This window comes from Phytobacter sp., assembly GCF_059074235.1.
Map to the genome: position 1 here is coordinate 1,280,106 of NZ_JCACPZ010000008.1, position 25,484 is coordinate 1,305,589.

24 protein-coding genes and 2 tRNA genes are annotated in these 25,484 nt (G+C 52.3%); 6 read left to right on the forward strand and 20 right to left on the reverse strand.

Features of this window, described 5'->3' with window-relative positions:
• Positions 1-39: 39 nt before the first annotated feature.
• Positions 40-1,080, reverse strand: a complete 1,041-nt coding sequence (locus AC5JPW_RS23955) for a permease (RefSeq protein WP_494243685.1) — start codon at positions 1,078-1,080, stop codon at positions 40-42.
• 239 nt (positions 1,081-1,319) lie between these two features.
• Between AC5JPW_RS23955 and AC5JPW_RS23960 the strand changes: the two genes are divergently transcribed.
• On the forward strand, positions 1,320-1,838 hold the full coding sequence (locus tag AC5JPW_RS23960; protein WP_494243686.1) for a type 1 glutamine amidotransferase domain-containing protein: 519 nt from the start codon (positions 1,320-1,322) through the stop codon (positions 1,836-1,838).
• Here the strand turns inward: AC5JPW_RS23960 and AC5JPW_RS23965 are convergent.
• The gene (locus AC5JPW_RS23965; RefSeq protein WP_494243687.1) at positions 1,815-2,261 is read right to left on the reverse strand and encodes a YhbP family protein; all 447 of its coding nucleotides are present in this window, start codon (positions 2,259-2,261) and stop codon (positions 1,815-1,817) included. The genes AC5JPW_RS23960 and AC5JPW_RS23965 overlap by 24 nt on opposite strands.
• Before the next feature lie 53 nt (positions 2,262-2,314).
• Here AC5JPW_RS23965 and AC5JPW_RS23970 point away from each other — a divergent pair, with 53 nt between their 5' ends.
• Positions 2,315-2,617 (forward strand): GIY-YIG nuclease family protein, encoded by a 303-nt coding sequence (locus tag AC5JPW_RS23970; RefSeq protein WP_494243689.1) that lies wholly within the window; start codon positions 2,315-2,317, stop codon positions 2,615-2,617.
• On the opposite strand, the gene AC5JPW_RS23975 is transcribed toward AC5JPW_RS23970, so the two are convergent.
• The gene (locus AC5JPW_RS23975; protein ID WP_494243691.1) at positions 2,604-3,107 is read right to left on the reverse strand and encodes a GNAT family N-acetyltransferase; all 504 of its coding nucleotides are present in this window, start codon (positions 3,105-3,107) and stop codon (positions 2,604-2,606) included. The two genes, AC5JPW_RS23970 and AC5JPW_RS23975, sit on opposite strands and share 14 nt — an antisense overlap.
• Entirely contained in the window at positions 3,101-3,625 is a 525-nt protein-coding gene (gene ubiT / locus AC5JPW_RS23980) for a ubiquinone anaerobic biosynthesis accessory factor UbiT (RefSeq protein ID WP_494243693.1), read from the reverse strand. The genes AC5JPW_RS23975 and ubiT overlap by 7 nt, the downstream gene beginning before the upstream one ends.
• A 238-nt stretch (positions 3,626-3,863) precedes the next feature.
• Here ubiT and ubiU point away from each other — a divergent pair, with 238 nt between their 5' ends.
• The 3 genes from ubiU to AC5JPW_RS23995 all read left to right on the forward strand — a co-directional run bounded on the left by ubiU (position 3,864) and on the right by AC5JPW_RS23995 (position 6,914).
• A complete protein-coding gene (gene ubiU, locus AC5JPW_RS23985) occupies positions 3,864-4,859 on the forward strand; it encodes a ubiquinone anaerobic biosynthesis protein UbiU (RefSeq protein WP_494243695.1) in 996 nt (331 codons plus the stop codon).
• Between the two features lie 8 nt (positions 4,860-4,867).
• Positions 4,868-5,746 (forward strand): U32 family peptidase, encoded by an 879-nt coding sequence (locus AC5JPW_RS23990; protein ID WP_494243697.1) that lies wholly within the window; start codon positions 4,868-4,870, stop codon positions 5,744-5,746.
• 160 nt (positions 5,747-5,906) lie between these two features.
• Positions 5,907-6,914, forward strand: a complete 1,008-nt coding sequence (locus AC5JPW_RS23995) for a luciferase-like monooxygenase (protein WP_494243699.1) — start codon at positions 5,907-5,909, stop codon at positions 6,912-6,914.
• 45 nt (positions 6,915-6,959) lie between these two features.
• Here AC5JPW_RS23995 and mtr read toward each other — a convergent pair whose 3' ends face one another.
• From mtr to AC5JPW_RS24055, 12 genes are all read right to left on the reverse strand, one after another.
• Complete coding sequence (gene mtr, locus AC5JPW_RS24000) at positions 6,960-8,204, reverse strand: tryptophan permease (protein ID WP_494243701.1); 1,245 nt, start codon at positions 8,202-8,204, stop codon at positions 6,960-6,962.
• A gap of 137 nt (positions 8,205-8,341) precedes the next feature.
• A complete protein-coding gene (locus AC5JPW_RS24005) occupies positions 8,342-10,276 on the reverse strand; it encodes a DEAD/DEAH family ATP-dependent RNA helicase (protein WP_494243702.1) in 1,935 nt (644 codons plus the stop codon).
• On the reverse strand, positions 10,269-10,349 hold the full coding sequence (gene yrbN, locus AC5JPW_RS24010; protein ID WP_494243943.1) for a protein YrbN: 81 nt from the start codon (positions 10,347-10,349) through the stop codon (positions 10,269-10,271). The genes AC5JPW_RS24005 and yrbN overlap by 8 nt, the downstream gene beginning before the upstream one ends.
• 107 nt (positions 10,350-10,456) lie before the next feature.
• A complete protein-coding gene (gene nlpI, locus AC5JPW_RS24015) occupies positions 10,457-11,341 on the reverse strand; it encodes a lipoprotein NlpI (protein WP_494243704.1) in 885 nt (294 codons plus the stop codon).
• A 107-nt stretch (positions 11,342-11,448) separates the two neighbouring features.
• Entirely contained in the window at positions 11,449-13,584 is a 2,136-nt protein-coding gene (gene pnp / locus AC5JPW_RS24020) for a polyribonucleotide nucleotidyltransferase (protein ID WP_494243706.1), read from the reverse strand.
• A gap of 245 nt (positions 13,585-13,829) precedes the next feature.
• Positions 13,830-14,099: a 30S ribosomal protein S15 gene (gene rpsO / locus AC5JPW_RS24025; RefSeq protein ID WP_004385056.1), complete on the reverse strand. Its 270-nt coding sequence runs from the start codon at positions 14,097-14,099 to the stop codon at positions 13,830-13,832.
• Positions 14,100-14,244: 145 nt separating this feature from the next.
• On the reverse strand, positions 14,245-15,192 hold the full coding sequence (gene truB / locus AC5JPW_RS24030; RefSeq protein ID WP_494243708.1) for a tRNA pseudouridine(55) synthase TruB: 948 nt from the start codon (positions 15,190-15,192) through the stop codon (positions 14,245-14,247).
• Positions 15,192-15,602, reverse strand: coding sequence for a 30S ribosome-binding factor RbfA (rbfA, locus tag AC5JPW_RS24035; protein ID WP_494243710.1), 411 nt, complete (start codon positions 15,600-15,602; stop codon positions 15,192-15,194). The genes truB and rbfA overlap by 1 nt, the downstream gene beginning before the upstream one ends.
• A 134-nt stretch (positions 15,603-15,736) precedes the next feature.
• A complete protein-coding gene (gene infB / locus AC5JPW_RS24040) occupies positions 15,737-18,424 on the reverse strand; it encodes a translation initiation factor IF-2 (protein ID WP_494243712.1) in 2,688 nt (895 codons plus the stop codon).
• A gap of 24 nt (positions 18,425-18,448) precedes the next feature.
• On the reverse strand, positions 18,449-19,936 hold the full coding sequence (gene nusA / locus AC5JPW_RS24045; RefSeq protein ID WP_458045619.1) for a transcription termination factor NusA: 1,488 nt from the start codon (positions 19,934-19,936) through the stop codon (positions 18,449-18,451).
• Positions 19,937-19,964: 28 nt separating this feature from the next.
• Entirely contained in the window at positions 19,965-20,417 is a 453-nt protein-coding gene (gene rimP / locus AC5JPW_RS24050) for a ribosome maturation factor RimP (protein WP_437887888.1), read from the reverse strand.
• Between the two features lie 208 nt (positions 20,418-20,625).
• Positions 20,626-20,702 (reverse strand) — tRNA-Met (locus AC5JPW_RS24055).
• A 380-nt stretch (positions 20,703-21,082) separates the two neighbouring features.
• Between AC5JPW_RS24055 and argG the strand changes: the two genes are divergently transcribed.
• Positions 21,083-22,426: an argininosuccinate synthase gene (gene argG, locus AC5JPW_RS24060; protein WP_494243714.1), complete on the forward strand. Its 1,344-nt coding sequence runs from the start codon at positions 21,083-21,085 to the stop codon at positions 22,424-22,426.
• A 199-nt stretch (positions 22,427-22,625) separates the two neighbouring features.
• Here the strand turns inward: argG and AC5JPW_RS24065 are convergent.
• From AC5JPW_RS24065 to folP, 4 genes are all read right to left on the reverse strand, one after another.
• Positions 22,626-22,712: transfer RNA gene (locus AC5JPW_RS24065), tRNA-Leu, on the reverse strand.
• Positions 22,713-22,723: 11 nt separating this feature from the next.
• On the reverse strand, positions 22,724-23,056 hold the full coding sequence (secG, locus tag AC5JPW_RS24070) for a preprotein translocase subunit SecG (protein WP_494243716.1): 333 nt from the start codon (positions 23,054-23,056) through the stop codon (positions 22,724-22,726).
• A gap of 226 nt (positions 23,057-23,282) precedes the next feature.
• Complete coding sequence (gene glmM / locus AC5JPW_RS24075; protein ID WP_494243718.1) at positions 23,283-24,620, reverse strand: phosphoglucosamine mutase; 1,338 nt, start codon at positions 24,618-24,620, stop codon at positions 23,283-23,285.
• The gene (gene folP / locus AC5JPW_RS24080; protein ID WP_494243720.1) at positions 24,613-25,461 is read right to left on the reverse strand and encodes a dihydropteroate synthase; all 849 of its coding nucleotides are present in this window, start codon (positions 25,459-25,461) and stop codon (positions 24,613-24,615) included. The genes glmM and folP overlap by 8 nt, the downstream gene beginning before the upstream one ends.
• Positions 25,462-25,484 lie beyond the last annotated feature (23 nt).

The following is a 25,484-nucleotide window of genomic DNA, read 5'->3' on the forward strand; positions in this document are numbered from 1 at the left end:
TTCTGAATAGCCCGGTAGCGACAGTTACCGGGTTTTCTTTTATAAAAAGAGCAGCAAACTGCCAGTTAATGCCCCACCTAACGCCACCAGACCACCTGTCAGCCACAGTGCTTTTACCGGGAAAGACTTACGCAGCATAATCAGCGACGGCAAACTAACTGCCGGAAGGGTCATCAACAGCGCCATCCCCGGTGCGGCCCCCATGCCTGCCATCATCATGGTCTGCACAATCGGAATTTCTGCCGCCGTCGGGATCACAAACAGACAGCCGACAATCGCCATCGCAATCACCCACAACAGCGTGTTGTCGACAGCCCCGTCAGCATGAGGGAACAACCAGACGCGCGCAGCCCCCAGCACCAGTACCGCAATGATGTAGGCCGGGATGGTACTCCAGAACAGCGCCCATAACGCCCTGCCCCAACGGGCAAAAAAGTGCCCTTCCGGTTCAGAGAGCGTGATGTCCACTGGCGCAGTTTGCTGAATATCATCTTTCACAAGATGCTGTACCAGTGCCGCAACGCCAATCACAATCACCAGACCGGCAATCAGCCGTAGCGCCACGAAATGCCAGCCCAGCACAAAGCCCATGAAGACCAGCGTCGCCGGGTTAAGCAGTGGGTTTCCCATCCAGAACGCCAGCGCACCGCCCATCGACACCTGTTGACGACGCATGCCCGCCGCAACAGGAGCCGCACAGCAGGAACACATCATTCCCGGTAGCGAAAACAGCGTACCAAAGAGGGTCCCTGTCAGCTTCTTTTGCCCCAGGGTACGCATCAGCCAGTTTCTGGGGATCAGTACCTGAATTAGCGAGCCCAATAATACACCGAGCACGGCGGCTTTCCAGACAGCAAGAAAATAGACCATCGCATAGTCGAGCGCAGCCTGAAATGGGCTGACATCCGCCTGCGCGAGAATGGATTTACCGATACTGTGGGTTTCAGCGGCCGTGAACGCTTTACCGTAGTATGGCTGCCATTTCACATACCAAAGGCCGACGATAACGACGAGAAAGAAGAGAGCGGGTTTCCACCATTGCACGGGGGTTGCCACGCGGGATGAAGACTGACCAGTCATACCATTCTCCGGGGATTAATTGCGGAATTAGTTACCCGGCGAATAGTACGCTTTTGAAATATTTTTGAAAATGCTTAGTCACCCGCCAGCCCTGTCGCTCTGATTATCAGTACTTGACTCATATCCCCTCCTTTTGCAGAAAAGTCTGCCTTGCAATGTTATCACCCTCAACCAGGCTTATTAGTTCTGAGAGTCATTATTGTTGAAATGACGCATCTGAACTGAACCACGGAGGATACATGAGCAAGAAAATCGCAGTCTTGATCACCGACGAGTTTGAAGATTCAGAATTCACGTCGCCAGCCGAAGCCTTCCGCAAAGCGGGCCACGAGGTGGTCACGATTGAGAAACAGGCAGGAAAAACGGTCACTGGGAAGAAAGGCGAGGCCAGCGTCACCATTGATAAAGCTATCGATGAGACACGCCCGGCAGATTATGATGCCTTGTTGTTACCGGGTGGGCATTCACCGGATTATCTGCGTGGTGATGATCGTTTTGTCACCTTTACCCGGGACTTCATCAACAGCGGCAAACCGGTTTTTGCTATCTGCCACGGGCCGCAGTTGCTGATAAGCGCAGATGTCATTCGGGGAAGAAAGCTGACGGCGGTGAAACCCATTATCATTGATGTGAAAAACGCAGGGGCTGAATTTTATGACCAGGAAGTAGTGGTCGATAAAGATCAACTGGTGACCAGCCGGACGCCGGACGATCTCCCCGCGTTTAACCGTGAGTCACTGCGCTTGCTGGGTGCCTGAATCACGGAGCCAGTGAAGCTTTTTACCAAAGCCCAGCGTGTTGTCGGTAAATTTGATCTCGGTGAGGCGAATTTCCCACATCGGAGCTGACAACAGACGGGCAACAGGAAAGCGTCGGTTGTACTGCGCACGCGGTCCCGCGCTTTCCTCCTCCTCCATCCGCCGAATCTCGCCAGTAAACTGCACGCCACGAATCAGCGCCACCGTCTTCGGCTGACCATTCACCGTGCCGGCAATATTGGCCTGTAAACCGGTCATCTGCGCGTGGCGGGTGTGATCGTCACTGAGGAGATAAAACGCGACTTTTTGCGGGTCATAGATATAAAAGGCGTTTGCACACCAGAGTTCTCCACGGCTGGCCACGCACCAGGTCACTACGTGCTGTTTCGCCAGCCAACGATTGATGGCCGCAAGAGTTTCCATTTCTCTTCATCCTCGTGTTATTTTTCTTTCACATTAGCACAACGAATAACGTTATGACGCCCTGGTTTCTCTATCTTATCCGCACTCCTGACAATAGCCTGTACACAGGTATCACAACCGATGTGGCGCGCCGTTTTGTTCAGCATCAGAATGGCAAAGGAGCAAAAGCGCTTCGCGGGAAAGGTGAATTGTCGCTGGTATTTTCAGCGCATGTCGGGGAAAGATCGTTGGCATTACGTGTGGAATACCGCATCAAACAATTAACGAAGCGCCAGAAGGAGCGCCTCGTTACCGGAGATGGCTCATTTGAGGAATTGCTGGAGAGCCTGCAAACCTCAATGGCTAAAAGCGATTAAACAGTGCGTGGTATTCCACCAGACCGCTTACGTCATTGAAAGCATCATCTGCAAGGCGGTGTACCTGGAAAGCACTTTCCGTTTCTGGCCAGCGACAGTGCAGATTGTGGTTCGCGGCAGGCTCAAACCCGAGACGGCCATAAAAATCAGGTTCCCCCAGCGTCACAACCGCGGCATAACCAAACTCATTCAGAGAATCCAGTCCCTCATAGACCAGCTGGCGAGCAATGCCCTGACTGCGATAAGCCTCATCGACCGCCAGCGGCGCGAGTCCGACCCACTGCAAATCTTCGCCTTTCACCGTCACCGGACTGAATGCGACATAGCCGATGACCTGCCCTTCGTCATCCGTTGCGACCAGGCCTAACGTAATTAAGCCATCTTCGCGCAGATCATGCACCAGCGTCGCTTCGCTCTCATCCGCAAAAGTGCGGCGTAGCAGCGCGTCGATACCCGGCGCATCAATCCCAATCTCTACTCGAATCAGCATGGTTCACCTACAGAAGGTTGTGGTGTTTCCATCGGCGTTTTCTGGCCGGCTTCAACAAAATCCGCCAGTTGCAGCAGCATGATGCGCAATGCCTTCGGCATCTGCTCAAGTTCAATGGCGTCCATCAGGTTCTTCACGTACAGCCCAAGCTCGGTGTCACCCTCAATCACCAGTCGACGCTGGAAAAAGAGCGTATCAGGATCTTGCTTGCGTGCGGCAATCATCAGTAAATCGCTGGCATCCGCACAGAAGCTGACATCGGCCTCGGCTGATTCACGCACGATCAACTGTGAATTCTCTACCGAGGTATACCACGTCAGGCCAATATCGCGAACCTGAATACTTAACCAGCGGCCTTCCAGAAACTCAAGCTCTCCATCAGCCAGCGCTTGCTGAAACTGCCAACGGAGCACTTGCTCCAGCACCTGGCGTTTGATGGCGAAAGGCGTCAGCTTAACCGGCACGCTCAGCAAAGACGGGCCATAGTGAACGAGACGTGAGCGCAGTTTTTCCAACACGAGCTTTACTCCCTGAAATAAACGTTCCTGCTATTTTGCCATATCAAATAGACGACATGGCGGCGTAAATCAACAATTACGTAAGAAGAATGCATCGATTATTGATGCCACCAATACACATTTAACTGCCTCAAATCAAAAATTGTCGCAACCAGGTTAACTAGAATCCCAGTTCATTAACAATTTAGCGACCCCAACGGGTTGTCTGGGCCTCGTGCCCCGGATTGCAGGAAATACTATGGAGTTGCTCTGCCCGGCCGGAAATCTCCCGGCGCTCAAGGCCGCCATTGAAAACGGTGCCGATGCCGTCTACATCGGCCTGAAAGACGATACCAACGCCCGCCATTTTGCTGGTCTCAATTTTACGGAGAAAAAACTGCAGGAAGCCGTCAGCTTTGTGCACCAGCATAAACGAAAACTGCATATCGCTATCAACACCTTTGCCCATCCCGATGGCTACCAGCGCTGGGAGCGAGCGGTAGATATGGCTGCGGACATTGGCGCAGATGCCTTAATTCTGGCCGACCTTGCCATGCTGGAGTATGCCGCAGCGCGCTATCCACATATTGAACGACATGTCTCCGTTCAGGCCTCAGCCACAAATGAAGAAGCCATTCGTTTTTACCATCGCCATTTTGATGTCGCCCGCGTGGTACTCCCGCGCGTACTCTCCATTCATCAGGTAAAACAACTGGCGCGCGTCACCCCTGTCCCGCTGGAAGTGTTCGCCTTTGGTAGCCTGTGCATCATGGCAGAGGGACGCTGCTATCTGTCGTCCTATCTGACCGGTGAATCGCCGAATACCGTGGGGGCCTGCTCTCCGGCGCGCTTTGTGCGCTGGCAGCAGACGCCACAAGGGCTGGAATCGCGACTGAATGAAGTGTTGATCGACCGCTATCAGGATGGCGAAAACGCGGGCTACCCGACGCTGTGTAAAGGGCGTTATATGGTGGATGGCGAGCGCTATCACGCGCTGGAAGAGCCCACCAGCCTGAACACTCTGGAACTGCTGCCCGAGTTGCTGGCCGCGAATATCGCGTCAGTGAAAATTGAAGGCCGCCAGCGTAGCCCGGCGTATGTCAGCCAGGTGGCAAAAGTGTGGCGTCAGGCTATCGACAGATGCATGAGCGACCCGCAGAACTATGCACCACAAGCTACCTGGATGAATACGCTTGGGGCAATGTCAGAAGGCACACAGACCACGCTGGGTGCGTACCATCGCAAATGGCAGTAGGAAATACGATGAAATATTCCCTCGGACCCGTTCTTTATTATTGGTCAAAAGAGACGCTGGAAAGCTTCTACCAGCAGGCCGCAGCCAGCAGCGCTGACGTTATTTATCTCGGTGAAGCGGTATGCAGTAAGCGCCGGGCAACCAAAGTCGGTGACTGGCTGGATCTGGCGAAATCCCTCGCCAGCAGCGGTAAACAGGTGGTGATCTCTACCCTCGCGCTGGTGCAAGCCTCTTCCGAACTTAACGAACTGAAACGCTACGTCGACAACGGTGAATTTCTACTGGAAGCGAGCGATCTGGGCGTCGTCAATCTCTGTGCCGAACGTAATCTGCCGTTCGTCGCCGGGCATGCGCTGAATATCTACAATGCGGTAACCCTGCGCCTGTTGCTCAAACAAGGTATGACGCGCTGGTGCATGCCAGTGGAACTGTCACGCGACTGGCTGATTAATTTGCTCAATCAGTGCACCGATCTGGGCATCCGCGATCAGTTTGAGGTGGAAGTATTGAGCTACGGACATCTGCCACTGGCTTACTCTGCACGCTGCTTCACCGCCCGTTCGGAAGACAAACCAAAAGATGAGTGCGAAACCTGCTGCATCAAGTACCCCAACGGGCGCGACATGCTGTCACAGGAAAATCAGCAGGTATTTGTGCTCAATGGCATTCAGACCATGAGTGGCTACGTTTATAACCTCGGTAACGATCTGAAGTCGATGGACGGTATTGTCGATATGGTGCGGCTCTCCCCGATGGGCGAAGAGACGTTCACTATGCTGGAGGCCTTCCGTGCCAATGAGAAAGGTGATGTTCCACTGCAGCTTGCCGCACACAGTGACTGCAACGGCTACTGGCGACGTCTGCCTGGCCTGGAACTTCAGTACTAAAGCATCCAGGTGAAAGTCTGAGAATCCCCAGAAGCTGACTCAGGCCAGCGACTGGGGAGAACCGTCCTGAAAGATGAAATGTAAAAGCTCACTTTGTTAACAACAGTTATCATTTTTTCATGCAGTATTAAATGATTCACCGTCGACAAAGTGAGCTGACATGACTGATAAAACCATTCCGTTTTCGGTGCTGGATCTGGCCCCGATCCCACAAGGCTCTTCCGCCCGGGAAGCTTTTTCACACTCTCTGGCTCTGGCGCAAATGGCCGAAAAACGTGGCTATCATCGCTACTGGCTGGCGGAGCATCATAATATGGTCGGCATCGCCAGCGCGGCGACGTCCGTCCTGATCGGCTACCTGGCGGCAAATACCACCACCCTTCACTTAGGCTCTGGGGGCGTGATGTTGCCTAACCATTCGCCGCTGGTGATTGCCGAACAGTTTGGTACGTTGAATACCCTCTACCCAGGACGTATCGATTTAGGCCTGGGCCGTGCGCCGGGCAGTGACCAGCCGACCATGCGCGCGCTGCGCCGCCATATGAGTGGTGATGTCGATAACTTCCCGCGTGACGTTGCGGAACTGGTGGACTGGTTTGATGCCCGCGATCCCAATCCACACGTGCGCCCGGTTCCCGGCTACGGTGAGCAGATCCCTGTTTGGTTATTAGGCTCAAGCCTCTACAGCGCGCAACTGGCCGCCCAGTTGGGCCTGCCGTTTGCTTTTGCCTCGCACTTTGCTCCGGATATGCTGTTCCAGGCACTGCATCTCTATCGCACCCAGTTCAAGCCTTCGGCACGCCTCGACAAACCGTATGCGATGGTGTGCATCAACATTATTGCTGCAGACAGCAATCGCGATGCGGAATTCCTGTTTACCTCAATGCAGCAGGCGTTTATGAAACTGCGTCGGGGCGAAACCGGCCAACTGCCTCCGCCGGTGGAGAATATGCACCAGCTATGGTCGGCTTCTGAGCAGTATGGTGTTCAACAAGCCTTAAGCATGTCTTTAGTGGGTGATAAAGCGAAGGTGCGTCACGGGCTGGAATCGGTGCTGCGCGAAACGCAGGCTGATGAAATTATGGTTAACGGCCAAATCTTCGATCACCAGGCCCGTTTGCATTCGTTTGAGCTGGCGATGCAGGTGAAAGAAGAGTTGCTGGGCTAGATTAGCCCTGAAATTCCCCTCTCCCCCGCAGGAGAGGGGAAATATTTACTGATACACGGGCAGCACATCAAAGCTCGATAATATATGCACCAACGCATTGCCAAGGCCAAACAGCAGAATCAGCACGATCATCGGCGTGCCACCCCATACGCGAAACGCAGGGCTACCGAAGCGTTTACGTGAGGCTCTCGCCAGTAGCGCAGGCACAATTGCCGCCCAGATGGTTGCCGCCAGTCCCGCATAACCAATCGCATATAAGAAACCGTTCGGCCATAACAAGCCGCCAGCAATCGGTGGTAAAAAGGTCAGCAGTGCGGTTTTGAAGCGCCCCATGGCGGAATCGTCAAAACCAAACAGATCGGCCAGATAATCAAATAACCCGAGGGTGACTCCCAAAAATGAGCTGGCAACGGCAAAGTTAGAAAACACCACCAGCAGCAAATCCAGGCTACGGCTATTCAGCACACCGCTCAGTGCCTGTACTAACACGTCAATATTGCCGCCCTTCTCAGCGATGCCGATAAACTCGGGGCGCGGAATGTTCCCCATTGTCCCCAATAACCACACTGTATAGAGCCCCAGCGCCAGCAATGTACCGTAGACGAGGCAACGTGTAATGGTACGCGGATCTTTACCGTAAAACTTCATCAGGCTCGGCACATTGCCGTGATAACCAAACGAGGCCAGGCAGAAGGGCAGCGTCATCAATAAATATGGCGTGTAGGATGTGTTCGCTTCCGCCACGTTGAATAGCGTCGCAGGCTGCACGTGCCCCAGCAGGCTACCAAAGGTCAGAAAGAAGGTGATGACCTTCGCACCGAGGACAATCGCGGTCATCCGGCTGACGGCACGCGTAGAAAGCCAGACGATAAAGGCCACAAGCAGGGCGAACGCCAGACCGGCGGCACGAGGCGCAACATCAAACGACATTTCCACAAAGGTATGGTGCAGGATAGACCCGCTCGCTGAAATATAGGCGTAGGTCAGAATGTAGAGCACAAAGGCGATTGAGAGACCGTTAATCACATTCCAGCCGCGGCCCAACAGATCTTTGGTGATGGTGTCGAAGCTCGAACCAATGCGGTAATTGAGGTTGGCTTCCAGAATCATTAACCCGGAATGCAGCATACAGAACCAGGTGAAAACGAGTGCCGCGAACGACCAGAAGAACCATGCGCCTGACATGACTACCGGTAATGAAAACATCCCCGCACCAATTACCGTACCGCCAATAATCACCACGCCAGCCAGCAACGACGGGGTTGCTTGTGTGGTTGTCAGTGTTGCCATGAACATCTTCTCCTGTAAGCGTAAATGCCGCAGCATTGTACCAGTACAAGAGTACAAAACAGATAAAAGAAACCCCGATGATGTCATCGGGGTTTGTATTTAAAACTTTACAGCTTGTAAAGCAGAGCTACCGGTAATTATGCATCACCGAAACGGCGACGGCTGGTAGTGCCTTCTTCACGGCGTGGCGCACGACGCTCACCGCTGAAGCTACGACCTTCACCGCGACCGCCTTCACGACGCTCGCCACCGAAGTTACGACCGCCTTCGCGACGTTCACCGCCACCGAAGTTACGACCACCGCCAGCAGGACGATCGCCGTCACGACGAGGACCACGGTCAGAACGCGGCTGTGCATCGCCCAGCAGCTGCATATTCATCGGTTTGTTCAGAATACGCGTGCGGGTAAAGTGCTGCAGAACTTCGCCCGGCATGCCTTTCGGCAGCTCGATAGTAGAGTGAGTACCGAACAGCTTGATGTTACCAATGTAACGGCTGCTGATATCACCTTCGTTAGCGATAGCACCCACGATGTGACGAACTTCAACGCCATCATCACGGCCCACTTCAATGCGATAAAGTTCCATTTCGCCAGCGTCACGACGCTCACGACGCGGACGGTCTTCACCACCACGCTCAGGACGATCGCCACGCGGACCACGATCGTTACGATCGTTGCGGTCACCACGACGTTCGAAACGCTCATCACGCTCACGGAATTCACGCTTAGGACGCATCGGTGCATCCGGCGGCACGATCAGAGCACGTTCACCCTGCGCCATTTTCAGCAGTGCAGCGGCCAGCGTTTCGATATCCAGTTCTTCACCTTCAGCGGACGGCTGGATTTTTGCCAGCAGCGCACGGTACTGATCCAGATCGCTGCTTTCCAGCTGCTGCTGAACTTTGGCAGCAAATTTCTCCAGACGGCGAGTGCCCAGCAGTTCTGCGTTCGGCAGCTCTACTTCTGGAATAGTCAGCTTCATGGTGCGTTCGATGTTACGCAGCAGACGACGCTCGCGGTTCTCAACGAACAGCAGTGCGCGACCCGCACGACCCGCACGACCGGTACGGCCGATACGGTGAACGTAAGACTCTGAGTCCATCGGGATGTCATAGTTAACAACCAGGCTGATACGTTCAACGTCCAGACCACGTGCTGCCACGTCGGTTGCAATCAGGATATCCAGACGACCGTCTTTCAGACGCTCCAGAGTCTGCTCACGCAGAGCCTGGTTCATGTCGCCGTTCAGCGCAGCACTGTTATAGCCGCTACGTTCCAGCGCTTCAGCCACTTCCAGGGTCGCATTTTTGGTACGAACGAAGATAATCGCCGCATCAAAATCTTCAGCTTCCAGGAAACGCACCAGTGCTTCGTTTTTACGCATGCCATACACAGTCCAGTAGCTCTGGCTGATGTCCGGGCGAGTCGTTACGCTGGACTGGATGCGCACTTCCTGCGGATCCTGCATGAAGCGACGGGTAATGCGACGAATTGCTTCTGGCATGGTTGCAGAGAACAGCGCGGTCTGATGTTCAGCCGGGATCTGCGCCATGATGGTTTCAACGTCTTCGATGAAGCCCATACGCAGCATTTCATCCGCTTCATCCAGTACCAGACCTTTCAGGCCGGACAGGTTCAGCGTGCCACGTTTTAAGTGATCGAGCAGACGACCTGGGGTACCCACAACGATTTGCGGACCCTGACGCAGGGCGCGCAGCTGCACGTCATAACGCTGGCCGCCATAAAGGGCTACCACGTTTACGCCATGCATATGTTTAGAGAAATCAGCCATCGCTTCAGCAACCTGAACAGCCAGTTCACGGGTTGGAGCGAGTACGAGGATCTGCGGTGCACGCAGTTCCGGGTCAATGTTGTTCAGCAGCGGCAGCGAGAACGCTGCAGTTTTTCCGCTACCGGTCTGGGCCATGCCCAGTACGTCACGTCCAGCCAACAGGTGCGGAATGCACTCAGCCTGGATCGGAGAAGGTTTTTCGTAACCGAGATCGTTAAGGGCTTCAATAATAGAGGTTTTCAGCCCCAGATCGGAGAAAGTGGTTTCGAATTCAGCCATGTAGTACAAGTGCCTCAAGGTCAGTGGCGGCCAGTCTACATAACTCATCGTGAAAATGATCTGCAATTTTCATTGAAAAGTGTGAACCGGCTCAAAGTAGATGTATTGACGAACAACAACGCCCTCACCAGTTAAGGTGATGGCAATCAAAAGATTACGGGCTGATGTCTATGTCGTCAGCTATTGCTGGTCCGATTCTGCCAGGTCGTCTTGCTCCTGGCCCAAGAGCGATAGTTCCAACAATGCATAACGGTGCTCAACGAAGTTGTGTACGTTGTTAGCAACCGCTAATTTGAACAGTGCCGTAGCGCTGTCCTTTTCCCCCAGACTTAGGTAGTACTTACCTAAATAGAAGTTGGTTTCACTGAGATGCTCAGCGAGCGAGGTGTTATCCGTTGCGTCCGCCTTCAGGCGTTCCATTAACGTTGCTTCGTTAATGTTGCCCAGGTAGAACTCGACAATGTTCCATCCCCATTGCTCTTTATCCGATTTTTCGAAGCGCTGAGATAGTGCTTCTTTGGCCTGCTTCTCGTCGAGCTTACGCTCAGCGACATAAAGCCACAGGCTACGGAAAGGATCATTGGGATCGTCTTGATAAAACGCCAGCAGATCATCTTGCGCTAACTTATCGCGACCGCCGTAATACAAAGCGATTCCGCGATTTAAGTGCGCGTAGTTGTAAGTTGGATCAAGCTCAAGTACAGAATCAAACGCTTCATAGGCAGCATCAAAATTGCCTGCCTGCGTTAAGTAAATGCCTAAGTAATTGAATACCTCAGGCATATCGGGTCGGATTGCCAGCGCCTGTGAAAAATCATTACGCGCCAGTGCCCTCAGACCGAGACTATCATACAACACTCCGCGCTCATATAAAAGCTGTGCGCGTTCATCATCGGATAAAGCCCGACTGGCAAGAATTTGTTCCATGCGCGCCAGAATCACTTCTTGCTGCAAAGTCGGTTGCAATGGCACCGCGAGGACTTCGCTCTTACGCCAGGCAGAGTTGCTGCATCCAGCCAGCGTTATAGCTGTCGCAACGAAACACCAGCGCAAAAAAGGCTTCATTTCCCACTCCCGAAGACAACAATTGGATGAACGTCCTGTCCCCCGGCTGCAAACACGGCGTCCTGCCCGATAATTTGCCCTCCGCAAATACGGAGGGCAAAACAACCTTACTCGCCCTGCTCTGCTTGCTGCGCTTCCGGCGCGCTTGCAGGCTGAGTTTGTTCGGTGGCTTCTTTAATGCTCAGACGGATACGGCCCTGGCGGTCAACTTCCAGAACTTTCACCGGCACTTCCTGACCCATCTGCAGATAGTCAGTCACTTTCTCTACACGCTTATCAGCGATCTGAGAGATGTGTACCAGACCTTCTTTACCGCCACCAATGGCAACGAATGCGCCAAAGTCAACGATACGGGTGACTTTACCCGCGTAGATACGGCCAACTTCGATTTCAGCAGTAATCTCTTCGATACGGCGAATCGCGAATTTCGCTTTTTCACCGTCGGTCGCAGCGATCTTCACGGTACCGTCATCTTCGATTTCGATGGTGGTGCCGGTTTCTTCAGTCAGCGCACGGATAACAGAACCGCCTTTACCGATGACGTCTTTGATCTTGTCTGGATTGATCTTGATGGTATGGATACGCGGAGCGAACTGAGAAATGTCGCCACGCGGTGCGTTGATCGCTTGTTCCATCACGCCCAGGATGTGCAGACGCGCACCTTTAGCCTGGTTCAGAGCAACCTGCATGATCTCTTTGGTGATGCCTTCGATTTTGATATCCATCTGCAGTGCAGAGATACCTTCGCGGCTACCAGCAACTTTAAAGTCCATGTCGCCCAGGTGATCTTCATCACCAAGGATGTCAGACAGAACAACAAAGTTATCGCCTTCTTTCACCAGACCCATTGCGATACCCGCAACAGCAGCCTTGATAGGCACGCCTGCATCCATCAGTGCCAGAGAAGCACCGCAGACGGAAGCCATGGAAGAAGAACCGTTAGATTCGGTAATTTCGGACACAACACGTACGGTGTACGGGAATTTGTCAGCTTCCGGCATAACTGCCAGCACGCCGCGTTTCGCCAGACGACCGTGACCAATTTCACGACGCTTCGGCGAACCGACCATACCGGTTTCCCCTACGGAGTACGGAGGGAAGTTGTAGTGGAACAGGAAGGAGTCAGTACGCTCGCCCATCAGTTCATCAATGTTCTGTGCGTCACGTGCGGTACCCAGAGTAGCTGTAACCAGCGCCTGAGTTTCGCCACGGGTGAACAGAGAAGAACCGTGAGTACGTGGCAGAACGCCAGTACGAACGTCCAGACCACGGATCATGTCTTTTTCACGACCGTCGATACGCGGTTCGCCAGCCAGTACGCGGCTACGAACGACGTTTTTCTCGATTGCGTGCAGAATGTCACCCAGTTCGTTAGCGTCCAGGGTTTCTTCTTCTGCCAGCAGAGCGGCAACAGTTTCAGATTTGATCACGTCAACCAGAGCATAACGCTCTTGTTTGTCGGTTACGCGGTAAGCATCGCTCAGGCGAGATTCTGCCAGGGCTGCAACGCGTGCGTTCAGCGCGTCGTTTGCGGCTTCTGGCTGCCAGTCCCAACGTGGTTTACCGGCTTCTTTCACCAGATCGTTGATGTTCTGGATAACAACCTGCTGCTGGTCGTGGCCGAATACCACTGCGCCCAACATCTGGTCTTCGCTCAGCAGTTCAGCTTCGGATTCAACCATCAGCACTGCGCCTTCGGTCCCTGCAACCACCAGGTCCAGCTTACTTTCTTTCAGCTCTTCCTGAGTCGGGTTCAGCACGTACTGGTCATTGATGTAACCCACACGAGCGGCACCGATTGGGCCATTGAACGGAATACCTGACAGAGACAGCGCAGCAGATGCGCCAATCATCGCAACGATATCCGGGTTAACCTGTGGATTCACAGAAACCACGGTAGCGATAACCTGAACTTCGTTAACGAAGCCTTCCGGGAACAGCGGGCGAACCGGGCGGTCAATCAGACGCGCAATCAGGGTTTCGCCTTCGCTTGGACGGCCTTCACGACGGAAGAAACCACCCGGGATTTTACCTGCAGCGTAGGTACGCTCCTGGTAGTTAACGGTCAGTGGGAAGAAGTCCTGACCCGGTTTTGCTTTTTTCTGGCCAACTACGGTCACAAATACCGCGGTGTCATCCATGCTAACCATAACGGCTGCAGTGGCCTGACGCGCCATCATGCCGGTTTCCAGCGTGACGGTGTGTTGCCCGTATTGGAACTTACGAACGATCGGATTAAGCAAAGTATTGTCCTTTCTTAATGAATGGCAGCACACCTTTAGCGTACTGTCGTTTAAACCCGATCCTCTTTGCATCCTCGCGACTAATGACAACCCTAACCCGTGTTCTCCGGGTAAAGCCTCTCATTAGCCGCGCGAACCTCTGCAACGAAGATCATCATGGCAACAATACATTATTGTACCGTTAATTGCTGCCGTCTGGTTGAAAAAAGGGGCCTTACGGCCCCTTTCTCTGAAACTCGCCAGACTTAGCGACGCAGACCCAGACGCTCGATCAGCGCGGTGTAGCGTGCAACATCTTTACGTTTCAGGTAGTCGAGCAGTTTACGACGCTGAGAAACCATGCGCAGCAGACCACGACGGCTGTGGTGATCTTTTTTGTGCTCTGCAAAGTGACCTTGCAGGTGGTTAATCTGAGCAGTCAGCAGGGCAACCTGAACCTCGGTAGAACCGCTGTCATTTTCGCCACGACCAAACTCGGAAACGATTTTTGCTTTAGCTTCAACGCTTAGAGACATTTTGAACTCCAGTGATAAAAATAATGAAAGGGTGCCGATCTCTAATTCAGCTACCCCAGTGTAATGCCAACACATTGTTAAACAATTGCCCCGGCATTAAGCGGCAATATTCTACTCGTAGTGTCTGTTTATCGCAAGGTGAGGCTTAGACTGGTGGGTACTCAACCACCAGGCGACGCGGCGAAAGACGCCCATCATCAGCCATTTCACCCATACCGATAAATGCAGCATCATCGCCTTCCGTCACGCGCACCAGACCTTCCAGCGACATAACAGAGGTGCGTACCGTCTGACCCAATTTAAAATACGCGGCTACAGTGGACGTTATGTTGACGACAGGATAGTCCGCAGCCGGACTGTCCATCGGCATCAACAACGGATCCAGCAGTTCTGTTGAAGGAATAGCCTGCGACTCGGCTTTTTCAACCAGCTCATGCAGCTGTTCCAGCGTCACCATCCGCTCAGCCGGATATTTACTGACCGCAAGACGGCGCAGGAAGATGACGTGTGCGCCACACCCCAGCTTCTCACCGAGATCATCGATGATGGTGCGAATATACGTGCCTTTTGAGCAGTGAATTTCCAGCTCAATCTCGTTGCCTTCATGGCGAATAAACAGCAATTCATATACGGTGATTGGCCGGGCTTCACGCGGGACGTCAATGCCCTGGCGCGCATATTCGTACAATTTCTTCCCCTGATATTTCAGGGCAGAATACATCGAAGGAACCTGGGAGGTTTCACCGCGAAAACTTTCCAGCGCAGATGCCAGTTGCTCAGCACTGAATGTCACCGGGCGCTCTTCGACGACCTGACCATCAGCATCAGAAGTATCGGTACGCTGCCCAAGCCGGGCTATCACGCGATAACGCTTATCTGAATCAAGCAAGTACTGAGAAAACTTGGTCGCTTCACCCAAACAGATGGGAAGCATACCAGTAGCCAACGGGTCCAGCGCACCCGTGTGTCCGGCGCGATTGGCATTGTACAGACGCTTTACTTTCTGCAGCACATCATTGCTGGATGCCCCTTGCGGTTTATCCAGCAACAATACGCCGTGTATGTCACGACCACGACGACGAGGACGACTCATCAGTCCTCCTTGCTATCGCCGCTTTCATCCGGATTCACACGACGTTCATCATCGTGCTTCACTACGCTGGTCACCAGGTTAGACATGCGCATCCCTTCAACCAGGGAGTTGTCGTAGAAGAAGGTCAACTCCGGCACGATACGCAGGCGCATTGCTTTGCCCACTAACGTACGGATGAAACCAGACGCATCCTGCAACGCACGAATGCCGGCTTTTACAGAGGCTTCATCCTGGTCATTCAGGAAGGTGACAAACACTTTGGCATAAGCCAGATCGCGGGACACTTCGACACCGGATACGGTGGTCATCATACCCAGACGCGGATCTTTAATTTCGCGCTGCAGGATGATTGCAATTTCTTTTTGCAGTTCCTGTGACACACGCTGTGGGCGACCAAATTCTTTCGCCATAATAAATTCTCCAGAATAAAGACAAAAAAGGGGCCAAAAGCCCCTTTTTAAATTTTTTGCCGGGTGGCGCTCCGCTTACCCGGCCTACTCTTTCCACTTCAGGTGCTGAGTCGAAACTCAAACCGTGACGTGGATTAGTCGATGCTACGTTGGATCTCGATGATCTCGAACACTTCAATCATATCGCCAACGCGAACGTCGTTGTAGTTCTTAACGCCGATACCACATTCCATACCGTTACGGACTTCGTTGACGTCATCTTTGAAGCGGCGCAGGGATTCCAGCTCGCCTTCGTAGATAACCACGTTGTCACGCAGAACGCGGATTGGGTTGTGACGTTTGATCGTACCTTCGGTAACCATACAACCTGCGATGGCGCCAAATTTCGGTGATTTAAACACATCACGAACTTCAGCCAGACCAATGATCTGCTGTTTCAGCTCCGGAGACAGTTTACCGCTCATCGCCGCTTTAACTTCGTCGATCAGGTGGTAAATAACGGAGTAGTAACGCAGATCCAGGCTTTCAGCATCAATCACGCGACGAGCAGAAGCATCGGCACGGACGTTAAAGCCAACCAGGATAGCGTTAGACGCGGCAGCCAGGGTTGCGTCGGTTTCGGTAATACCACCTACGCCAGAACCAATGATTTTCACTTTAACTTCGTCGGTAGACAGTTTCAGCAGAGAATCGCTGATCGCTTCTACAGAACCCTGAACGTCTGCTTTCAGCACGATGTTCACTTCGTGAACTTCGCCTTCAGTCATGTTAGCGAACATGTTCTCGAGTTTGGATTTCTGCTGGCGAGCCAGTTTAACTTCACGGAATTTACCCTGACGGTACAGTGCAACTTCACGCGCTTTCTTCTCGTCACGAACAACTGTCGCTTCGTCACCCGCAGCAGGAACACCGGACAGGCCAAGGATTTCTACAGGGATAGACGGGCCCGCTTCGGTAACTTCACGACCCAGTTCGTCACGCATTGCACGAACACGACCGTATTCGAAGCCACACAGAACGATATCACCTTTATGCAGCGTACCTTCACGTACCAGAACAGTGGCAACCGGACCACGACCTTTATCCAGGAAGGATTCGATAACTGCACCGCTCGCCATACCATTACGGATAGCTTTCAGTTCAAGAACTTCAGCCTGCAGCAGGATAGCATCCAGCAGTTCGTCGATGCCTGTACCCGCTTTTGCAGATACATGAACGAACTGGCTTTCACCGCCCCATGCTTCCGGCATGATGCCGTACTGAGACAGTTCCTGCTTCACGCGGTCCGGATCGGCTTCTGGCTTATCGATTTTGTTTACCGCAACCACTACCGGCACCTGCGCCGCTTTCGCGTGCTGGATAGCTTCGATAGTCTGCGGCATCACGCCATCGTCAGCTGCAACGACCAGAACAACGATATCCGTCGCCTGCGCACCACGTGCACGCATGGAGGTAAATGCGGCGTGGCCCGGGGTATCCAGGAAGGTGATCATACCGTTGTCAGTTTCAACGTGGTAAGCACCGATGTGCTGAGTAATGCCGCCCGCTTCACCCGAAGCCACTTTCGTGGAACGAATGTAGTCCAGCAGAGAGGTTTTACCGTGGTCAACGTGGCCCATGATGGTCACGACCGGTGCGCGTGGTTCTGCTGCAACACCAGTATCACGGTCACTCATTACCGCTTCTTCCAGCTCGTTCTCACGACGCAGGGTAACTTTGTGGCCCATTTCTTCAGCAACCAGCTGAGCAGTTTCCTGATCGATAACCTGGTTGATGGTTGCCATTGCACCCAGTTTCATCATCGCTTTGATGACCTGAGAGCCTTTAACCGCCATTTTGTTCGCCAGTTCACCCACGGTGATGGTCTCGCCAATCACAACGTCACGGTTAACTGCCTGAACAGGTTTCTGGAAGCTTTGCTGCAGTGAAGAACCTTTGCGCTTACCACCTTTACCGCCACGAACGGCAGCACGGGCTTCTTCACGATCGGCTTTCGACTCAGCATGCTTGTTGCCTTTCTTCGCCGGACGCGCAGCTTTAGTGCTACGGCTACGACCACGGCCGCCTTCAACTTCACGGTCGTTTTCGTCTTCAGCCTGACGAGCGTGTTGAGAAGTGGTGACATGATAATCGCTCTTGTCTTCTTCCACTTTCTCTTGCTCAGCCCAGACGCCAGCGTTTTCTTCAGCCATACGACGCGCGTCATCAGCAACGCGGCGAGCTTCTTCTTCAAGCTTGCGACGAGCTTCTTCTTCAGCTTTACGTTTCAGCTCAGCAGCTTCCGCTTCACGGCGGGCTTTTTCAGCATGGGCAGTTTTGGTCATATCGTCGGTTTGTTGATTGCTCACTTTGTCTTTTTCCGCAACTTCACGTTTCGCTTTCTCAGCGGATTCACGTTTCGCTTGTTCTGCGGCCTCACGTTCAGCTTTTTGTTGCGCCTCGCGTTTAGCAGTTTCTTCTGCTTCACGACGGGCCTGCTCTTCCGCTTCACGCTGCGCCTGCTCTTCCGCGGCAAGACGTTCAGCCTCTTGCGGATCGCGTTTTACAAAGGTGCGTGTTTTGCGGACTTCAATTTGTACCGATTTACTCTTTCCACCGGTACCAGGAATGTTGAGAGTACTGCGCGTTTTACGCTGCAATGTCAACTTATCAGGAGCAGAACCATTATCACGGTTCAGGTGCGCCAGTAAGGTTTGCTTCTCTTGCGCGGACACAGAGTCATCAGCAGCCTTCGGGATACCTGCATCAGCAAATTGCTGTACCAGGCGGTCCACGGAGGTCTGTATCTCTGCAGCCAGCGTTTTTACGGTTACATCTGTCATGCTGTTCCTTCCTGCTACAGTTTATTACGCTTCGTCACCGAACCAGCAAATATTACGGGCTGCCATGATCAGCTCACCGGCTTTCTCGTCGTTCAACCCTTCAATATCAGCCAGATCATCAATGCCCTGTTCGGCGAGATCTTCCAGCGTACAAACACCACGGGCAGCCAGTTTGAAGGCCATTTCGCGATCCAATCCTTCCAGATTCAGCAGATCGTCGGCTGGTTTGTTATCACCAAGGCTTTCTTCCTGGGCCAGTGCCAGAGTGGTCAGTGCGTTTTTGGCACGCTCGCGCAGCGCTTCGACGGTCGCTTCATCAAGGCCATCGATTTCCAACAGTTCTTTCATTGGCACATAGGCCAGTTCTTCGAGCGTTGCAAAGCCTTCTTCTACCAGTACAGTCGCGAAATCTTCATCGATATCGAGATACTTGGTGAAGGTATCAATGGCTGCATGTGCTTCAGCCTGATGTTTAGCCTGCAGGTCATCAACGGTCATGACGTTGAGTTCCCAGCCGCTCAGTTGTGACGCCAGGCGGACGTTCTGACCGTTACGTCCAATCGCCTGTGCCAGATTACCGGCTTCAACTGCGATATCCATGGTGTGTTTGTCTTCATCAACCACGATAGAAGCAACATCAGCTGGTGCCATCGCGTTAATAACAAACTGAGCCGGGTTGTCATCCCACAGGACGATATCAATACGCTCGCCGCCGAGTTCAGTCGAAACAGCCTGAACACGCGCACCGCGCATACCGACACAAGCACCAACCGGGTCGATGCGTTTGTCGTTGGTTTTGACTGCGATTTTGGCACGTGAACCCGGATCGCGGGCAGCGGCTTTAATCTCAATCACTTCTTCACCAATTTCTGGCACTTCAATGCGGAACAGTTCGATCAGCATTTCAGGTTTAGAACGGGTCACGAACAACTGCGCACCGCGCGCTTCCGGACGGACTGCGTACAGAACACCACGGATGCGGTCGCCTGGACGGAAGTTCTCACGCGGGAGCATATCTTCACGCAGGATAACAGCTTCAGCGTTGCTACCCAGATCCAGCGTGATGTTGTCGCGGTTCACTTTCTTCACCACACCGGTGATGATTTCACTTTCGTGCTCACGGAACTGGTCAACGACCATTGCACGTTCGGCTTCACGAACCTTCTGAACGATAACCTGTTTTGCCGTTTGCGTTGTAATACGGTCAAAGGTTACCGATTCAATCTGGTCTTCAACATACTCGCCAACGTTGAAGCTTTCGTCTTCATAACGGGCTGCTTCAAGAGTGATTTCTTTAGTAGGCTGGGTTACTTCTTCGACAATAACCCAACGACGGAACGTGTCGAAATCGCCGCTTTTACGGTCAATGCTGACGCGCACGTCGATTTCTTGCTCGTATTTTTTCTTGGTTGCTGTAGCCAGAGCACTTTCCAGCGCTTCGAAGATTTTTTCACGCGGCAGTGCTTTTTCGTTTGAAACAGCTTCAACAACAGCCAAAATTTCTTTGTTCATCGGGGGCCTTTCACCTCAATCCAGACTGTTAAAAGTGGGGGACCAGGTTCGCTTTCTGAATGTTGCTCAATGCGAACACTTCATCTTTACCTTCGACCGTAACGGTGATCATCTCGCCATCGACACCTTTGATAATGCCCTGCCACTTACGACGATTTTGTACCGCCATACGCAGAACCAGTGTCACTTCGTCACCCGTAAAACGCTCGTAGTGTTCCGCCGTAAATAAAGGACGCTCAAGACCTGGTGAGGATACTTCCAGGTTATAAGCTACCGTGATGGGATCTTCGACATCCATCACTGCACTGACCTGATGGCTAACATCAGCACAATCCTCAACAGTGATGCCATTTTCACTATCAATGTAGATACGCAACGTAGATGTGCGGCTACGCACAAATTCAATGCCAACCAGCTCATAGCCCAGTGCTTCGACCGGCGCAGTGATCATCTCTGTTAATTTTTGCTCTAATGTGGACAAGCCCACCCCCAAGACATAAAAAAAGGGCATATAGCCCAGTTATTTCGTAGTCAGATAACAAAAAACCCCGATAAATCGGGGCTTTAAATAACTGAACCCTAAAGTCGCAACTGCGACCTGGAGAACCTTCCGGGAGTATTTTTTTCAAATCCAGCGACGAAGGCCTTAAGTCTTCATAGTATATTTGAAAAAGAACACTTCGGGAAAGTGGTTGCGGGGGCCGGATTTGAACCGACGACCTTCGGGTTATGAGCCCGACGAGCTACCAGGCTGCTCCACCCCGCGCCTGAAACGTGGCAAATTCTACGCGTTTAGCAGAAGATTTGCAAATAATGCTGGGATTTGGTACCGAAGACGGGACGTTAAATCGGCCTCCATTATATTGATAAACATACGCAACTGTCAACCGCACCCTCTTTGCATTTTATGCGCATGGCTTTATATTTATGAAGCCGCAAGTTTGACTCTCAACTTATCGGCATGCAGCGGCATTTCGGCAATGAAAATTACACTCTACTCTTCCTGTCATCGCGAAAAGATGTTTAAATGAAAACTCATTTATTTTGCATAACCATTCACTAAATTTCCTTCGGTGTATGGTTTAAAACATCATGGCGTGGCTGTTAAGTCTCTCACCATAGGTTTATTAAGCAGGGATTTATTTTATGACGACGATTCTTAAGCATCTTCCGGTAGGTCAACGTATCGGTATCGCTTTTTCCGGTGGACTGGATACCAGCGCGGCACTGCTGTGGATGCGCAAAAAAGGGGCGGTTCCCTACGCATACACCGCTAATCTGGGCCAACCGGATGAAGACGACTATGACGCAATTCCTCGTCGCGCGAAGGAATATGGCGCGGAGAATGCCCGCCTGATTGACTGCCGTAAGCAACTGGTAGCAGAAGGTATTGCTGCGATTCAATGCGGGGCGTTCCACAACACAACAGGTGGACTGACCTACTTCAATACGACCCCATTGGGACGTGCCGTCACCGGGACAATGCTTGTCGCTGCGATGAAAGAAGATGGCGTTAACATCTGGGGTGATGGTAGCACCTACAAAGGCAACGATATCGAGCGTTTCTATCGCTATGGCCTGCTGACCAATGCCGAGCTCAAAATCTACAAACCCTGGCTGGACACCGATTTTATTGATGAGCTGGGTGGCCGTCAGGAAATGTCCGAATTCATGATCGCTTGTGGTTTCGACTACAAAATGTCCGTCGAAAAAGCCTATTCCACCGACTCCAACATGCTGGGTGCAACGCACGAAGCAAAAGACCTGGAGTTCCTGAATTCCAGCGTAAAAATCGTTAACCCAATCATGGGTGTGAAGTTCTGGGACGAAAACGTCAAAATCCAGGCTGAAGAAGTGACCGTACGTTTTGAGCGCGGTCACCCGGTTGCTCTGAACGGTCAGACCTTCGCTGATGATGTGGAACTGATGCTGGAAGCGAACCGCATCGGTGGACGTCACGGCCTGGGCATGAGCGATCAGATTGAAAACCGTATCATCGAAGCGAAAAGCCGTGGCATCTATGAAGCTCCGGGGATGGCGCTGCTGCATATCGCTTACGAGCGTCTGCTGACGGGTATTCATAACGAAGATACTATCGAGCAATATCATTCTCATGGTCGCCAACTGGGCAAATTGCTGTATCAAGGCCGTTGGTTCGATCCGCAGGCATTGATGCTGCGTGATGCTCTGCAGCGCTGGGTTGCAAGCGCTATTACCGGTGAAGTCACTCTGGAACTGCGTCGTGGCAATGACTACTCGATCCTGAACACCGTGTCCGACAACCTTACCTATCAGGCAGAACGTCTGACCATGGAGAAAGGTGATTCAGTTTTCTCCCCTGACGATCGTATTGGTCAGCTGACTATGCGTAACCTGGACATTACCGATACGCGCGCGAAGCTGTTCACTTACACTGAAAATGGCCTGCTCTCTGTATCCAGCAGCAACGGGCTGCCGCAGGTTGAGAATCTGGAGAACAGCGATAAGTAATCGCTGCATCTGAATGCAAAAGGCGCCTGATGGCGCCTTTTTAATGACTGTATTTTCTCTTTCTACAGCCCGTCCACACATCCATCGCTTATGGCTATGGGCAAGGCAGCCAGGTAACGTTGCGCTTTGCCGAAAGATGAATTCAGGCAACTTACAAACGAAAAAAAAGACGCTTTTCAGCGTCTTTCTTTCGGAATATTGGTACTGAGGATGGGACTCGAACCCACAAGCCCGTTAGGGCACTACCACCTCAAGGTAGCGTGTCTACCAATTCCACCACCTCAGCACGACTACTTCTTATTTAGGGATATCGCTGCTCGGTTGAACCGGAGCGGCTGGTTGAGTTTGCTCGGTTTTAGCCGGTGCATTCAACGTTTCCCATTCACTTCCTTTATTGGTTTTATTGGTATTGATGTTACCCAATACCAGGCTGATGATGAAGAACAGCGTACCTAAGATACCTGTTGTACGGGTCATGAAGTTACCAGAACCACTTGAACCAAACAGCGTACCAGAAGCGCCTGCACCAAATGAGGCTCCCATATCAGCGCCTTTACCTTGTTGCAGCATGATCATGCCAACCAGGCTAATCGCCACAATAAGGAAAACAACTAAAAGAGCTTCGTACATAATCAACCTGTTCCTTGCGGTGTTGCCGCATATCAGAGCTTCAAACCAATAAAAGCGGGCTGTTATTTATTCCCACCAGAAGCGGGTGTGAATACTAACCAAAGCGAATGACCTTCGCAAGGCCAATTTAAGCACATTGTATCAAGTGAGGAAAAAAACAGCAAAAACAGGCTTTTTGAACATTAAAAAGGCGGCAACCGCCGCCTTTTTAGGCACTTAACAATGCTTATACGGCTTTAACAGCGTCTGCAATTCGGTTGGCAAAATCAACAACCTGCGCTTCATCTTCACCTTCAACCATGACGCGAATGAGCGGTTCAGTTCCTGACTTACGCAGCAGAACGCGACCGCGATTACCCAATGCAGCTTCAACTTCCGCTGTCACCGCTTTAACAGACTCTTCTTCCAGCGGGTCGCCACTTCCGGCTGCGTAATGTACGTTCACGAGAATCTGTGGGAACATTTTCATTCCGCTGCAGAGATCGTGGAGTGTCATGTGGTTGCGCACCATCGCTGCCACAACCTGCAAACCTGCAACAATGCCATCGCCGGTGGTGGTTTTATCGAGCAAGATGACATGCCCGGAGTTTTCAGCCCCAATACGCCAGCCCTTTTCCTGCATTTTTTCCATGACATAGCGGTCACCGACTTTCGCACGAGTAAAGGGAATGCCCAGCTGCTTTAATGCCAGCTCCAGACCCATGTTACTCATCAGCGTACCAACAGCACCACCACGTAGCTGTCCCTGACGAAGGCCTTCACGGGCGATGATGTAAAGAATCTGGTCACCATCAACCTTATTACCTTCATGATCGACCATGATCACGCGGTCACCATCACCGTCGAAGGCAATTCCCAGATCGGCTCTCTCCGCGATGACACGCGCTTGCAGCGCACGTACATCGGTAGCACCGACTTCCGCATTGATGTTCACACCGTCAGGTTCGCAACCCATGGCGATAACTTTCGCGCCAAGTTCACGGAACACACTGGGGGCTATATGGTAAGTCGCACCGTTGGCACAATCGACAACGATTTTCAGCGCGTTGAGGCTCAGCTCGTTCGGGAAGGTTGCTTTGCAAAACTCAATATAGCGACCTGCAGCATCCACAATACGGCTGGCTTTACCCAGCTCGGCAGAATCCACACAGGTGAGCTCTTTTTCCATTTCTGCTTCAATCGCTTCTTCTACGGCATCCGGCAGCTTGGTGCCGTCGATGGAGAAGAACTTGATGCCATTATCATAGAAAGGGTTATGGGAGGCTGAAATGACAATTCCGGCTTCCGCACGGAATGTACGGGTCAGGTAAGCAACGGCAGGCGTCGGCATAGGACCGGTAAAAGAAGCGGAAAGCCCAGCAGCTGCCAGACCTGCTTCCAAAGCAGATTCAAGCATATAGCCAGAGATACGTGTATCTTTGCCAATAATAATCTTGCGTGAACCATGGCGCGCCAGAACTTTACCTGCTGCCCAGCCCAGTTTTAAAACAAAATCAGGGGTGATCGGAGCATCACCTACACGACCGCGAATGCCATCGGTACCAAAATATTTACGATTACTCATAGCGTTTCTTTTCCTTCGCTGACAATGTGGCTTCGACCACCCGCATGGCTTCTACCGTCTCTTTCACATCATGAACCCGAATAATATGTGCGCCTTGCATCGCCGCAATGACCGCACAGGCCAGGCTCCCACTCAACCGTTCACCAGGCCCCACATTGAGCAGTTGTCCCACCATTGATTTTCGGGACATCCCCACAAGTAGTGGGAGATCGAAATGGTGGAATTCAGCCAGGCGAGCAAGCAGCGCGTAGTTGTGTGACAGATTCTTACCGAAACCAAATCCCGGGTCGAGCAACAATTTCTCTTTTGAGATACCCGCCCGCTCACATCGTGCTATCTGGTCAATAAAGTAACGGTTCACGTCCGCAAATACATCTTCATAGCGAGGGGCTTCCTGCATGGTCTTAGGCTGTCCCTGCATATGCATCAGGCAGACCGGTAATCCCGTTTGTGCAGCCGCTTCCAGTGCTCCCGGTTCACTCAAAGAACGAATGTCGTTAATGATATGTGCTCCAACCCGGGCTGACTCTTTAATCACTTCTGGTTTGGAAGTATCCACCGAAATCCAGACTTCAAAGCGCTGGGCAATGGCCTCCACGACAGGGATAACGCGTGCCAGCTCCTCTTCAACGCTGACGTCCGCAGCACCAGGGCGGGTAGACTCCCCGCCAATATCAACAATCGTTGCGCCTGCATTGATCATCAAATTAGCGTGTTTCACGGCCTCAATCAGCGTGTTGTGCGCTCCACCATCAGAAAAAGAGTCTGGTGTAACGTTCAGGATCCCCATCACATGCGGATGAGAAAGATCGAGGGTGCTGCCCTGAGCATGAAGTTTCATGGTTAAACCTGGTTTTTATTGTG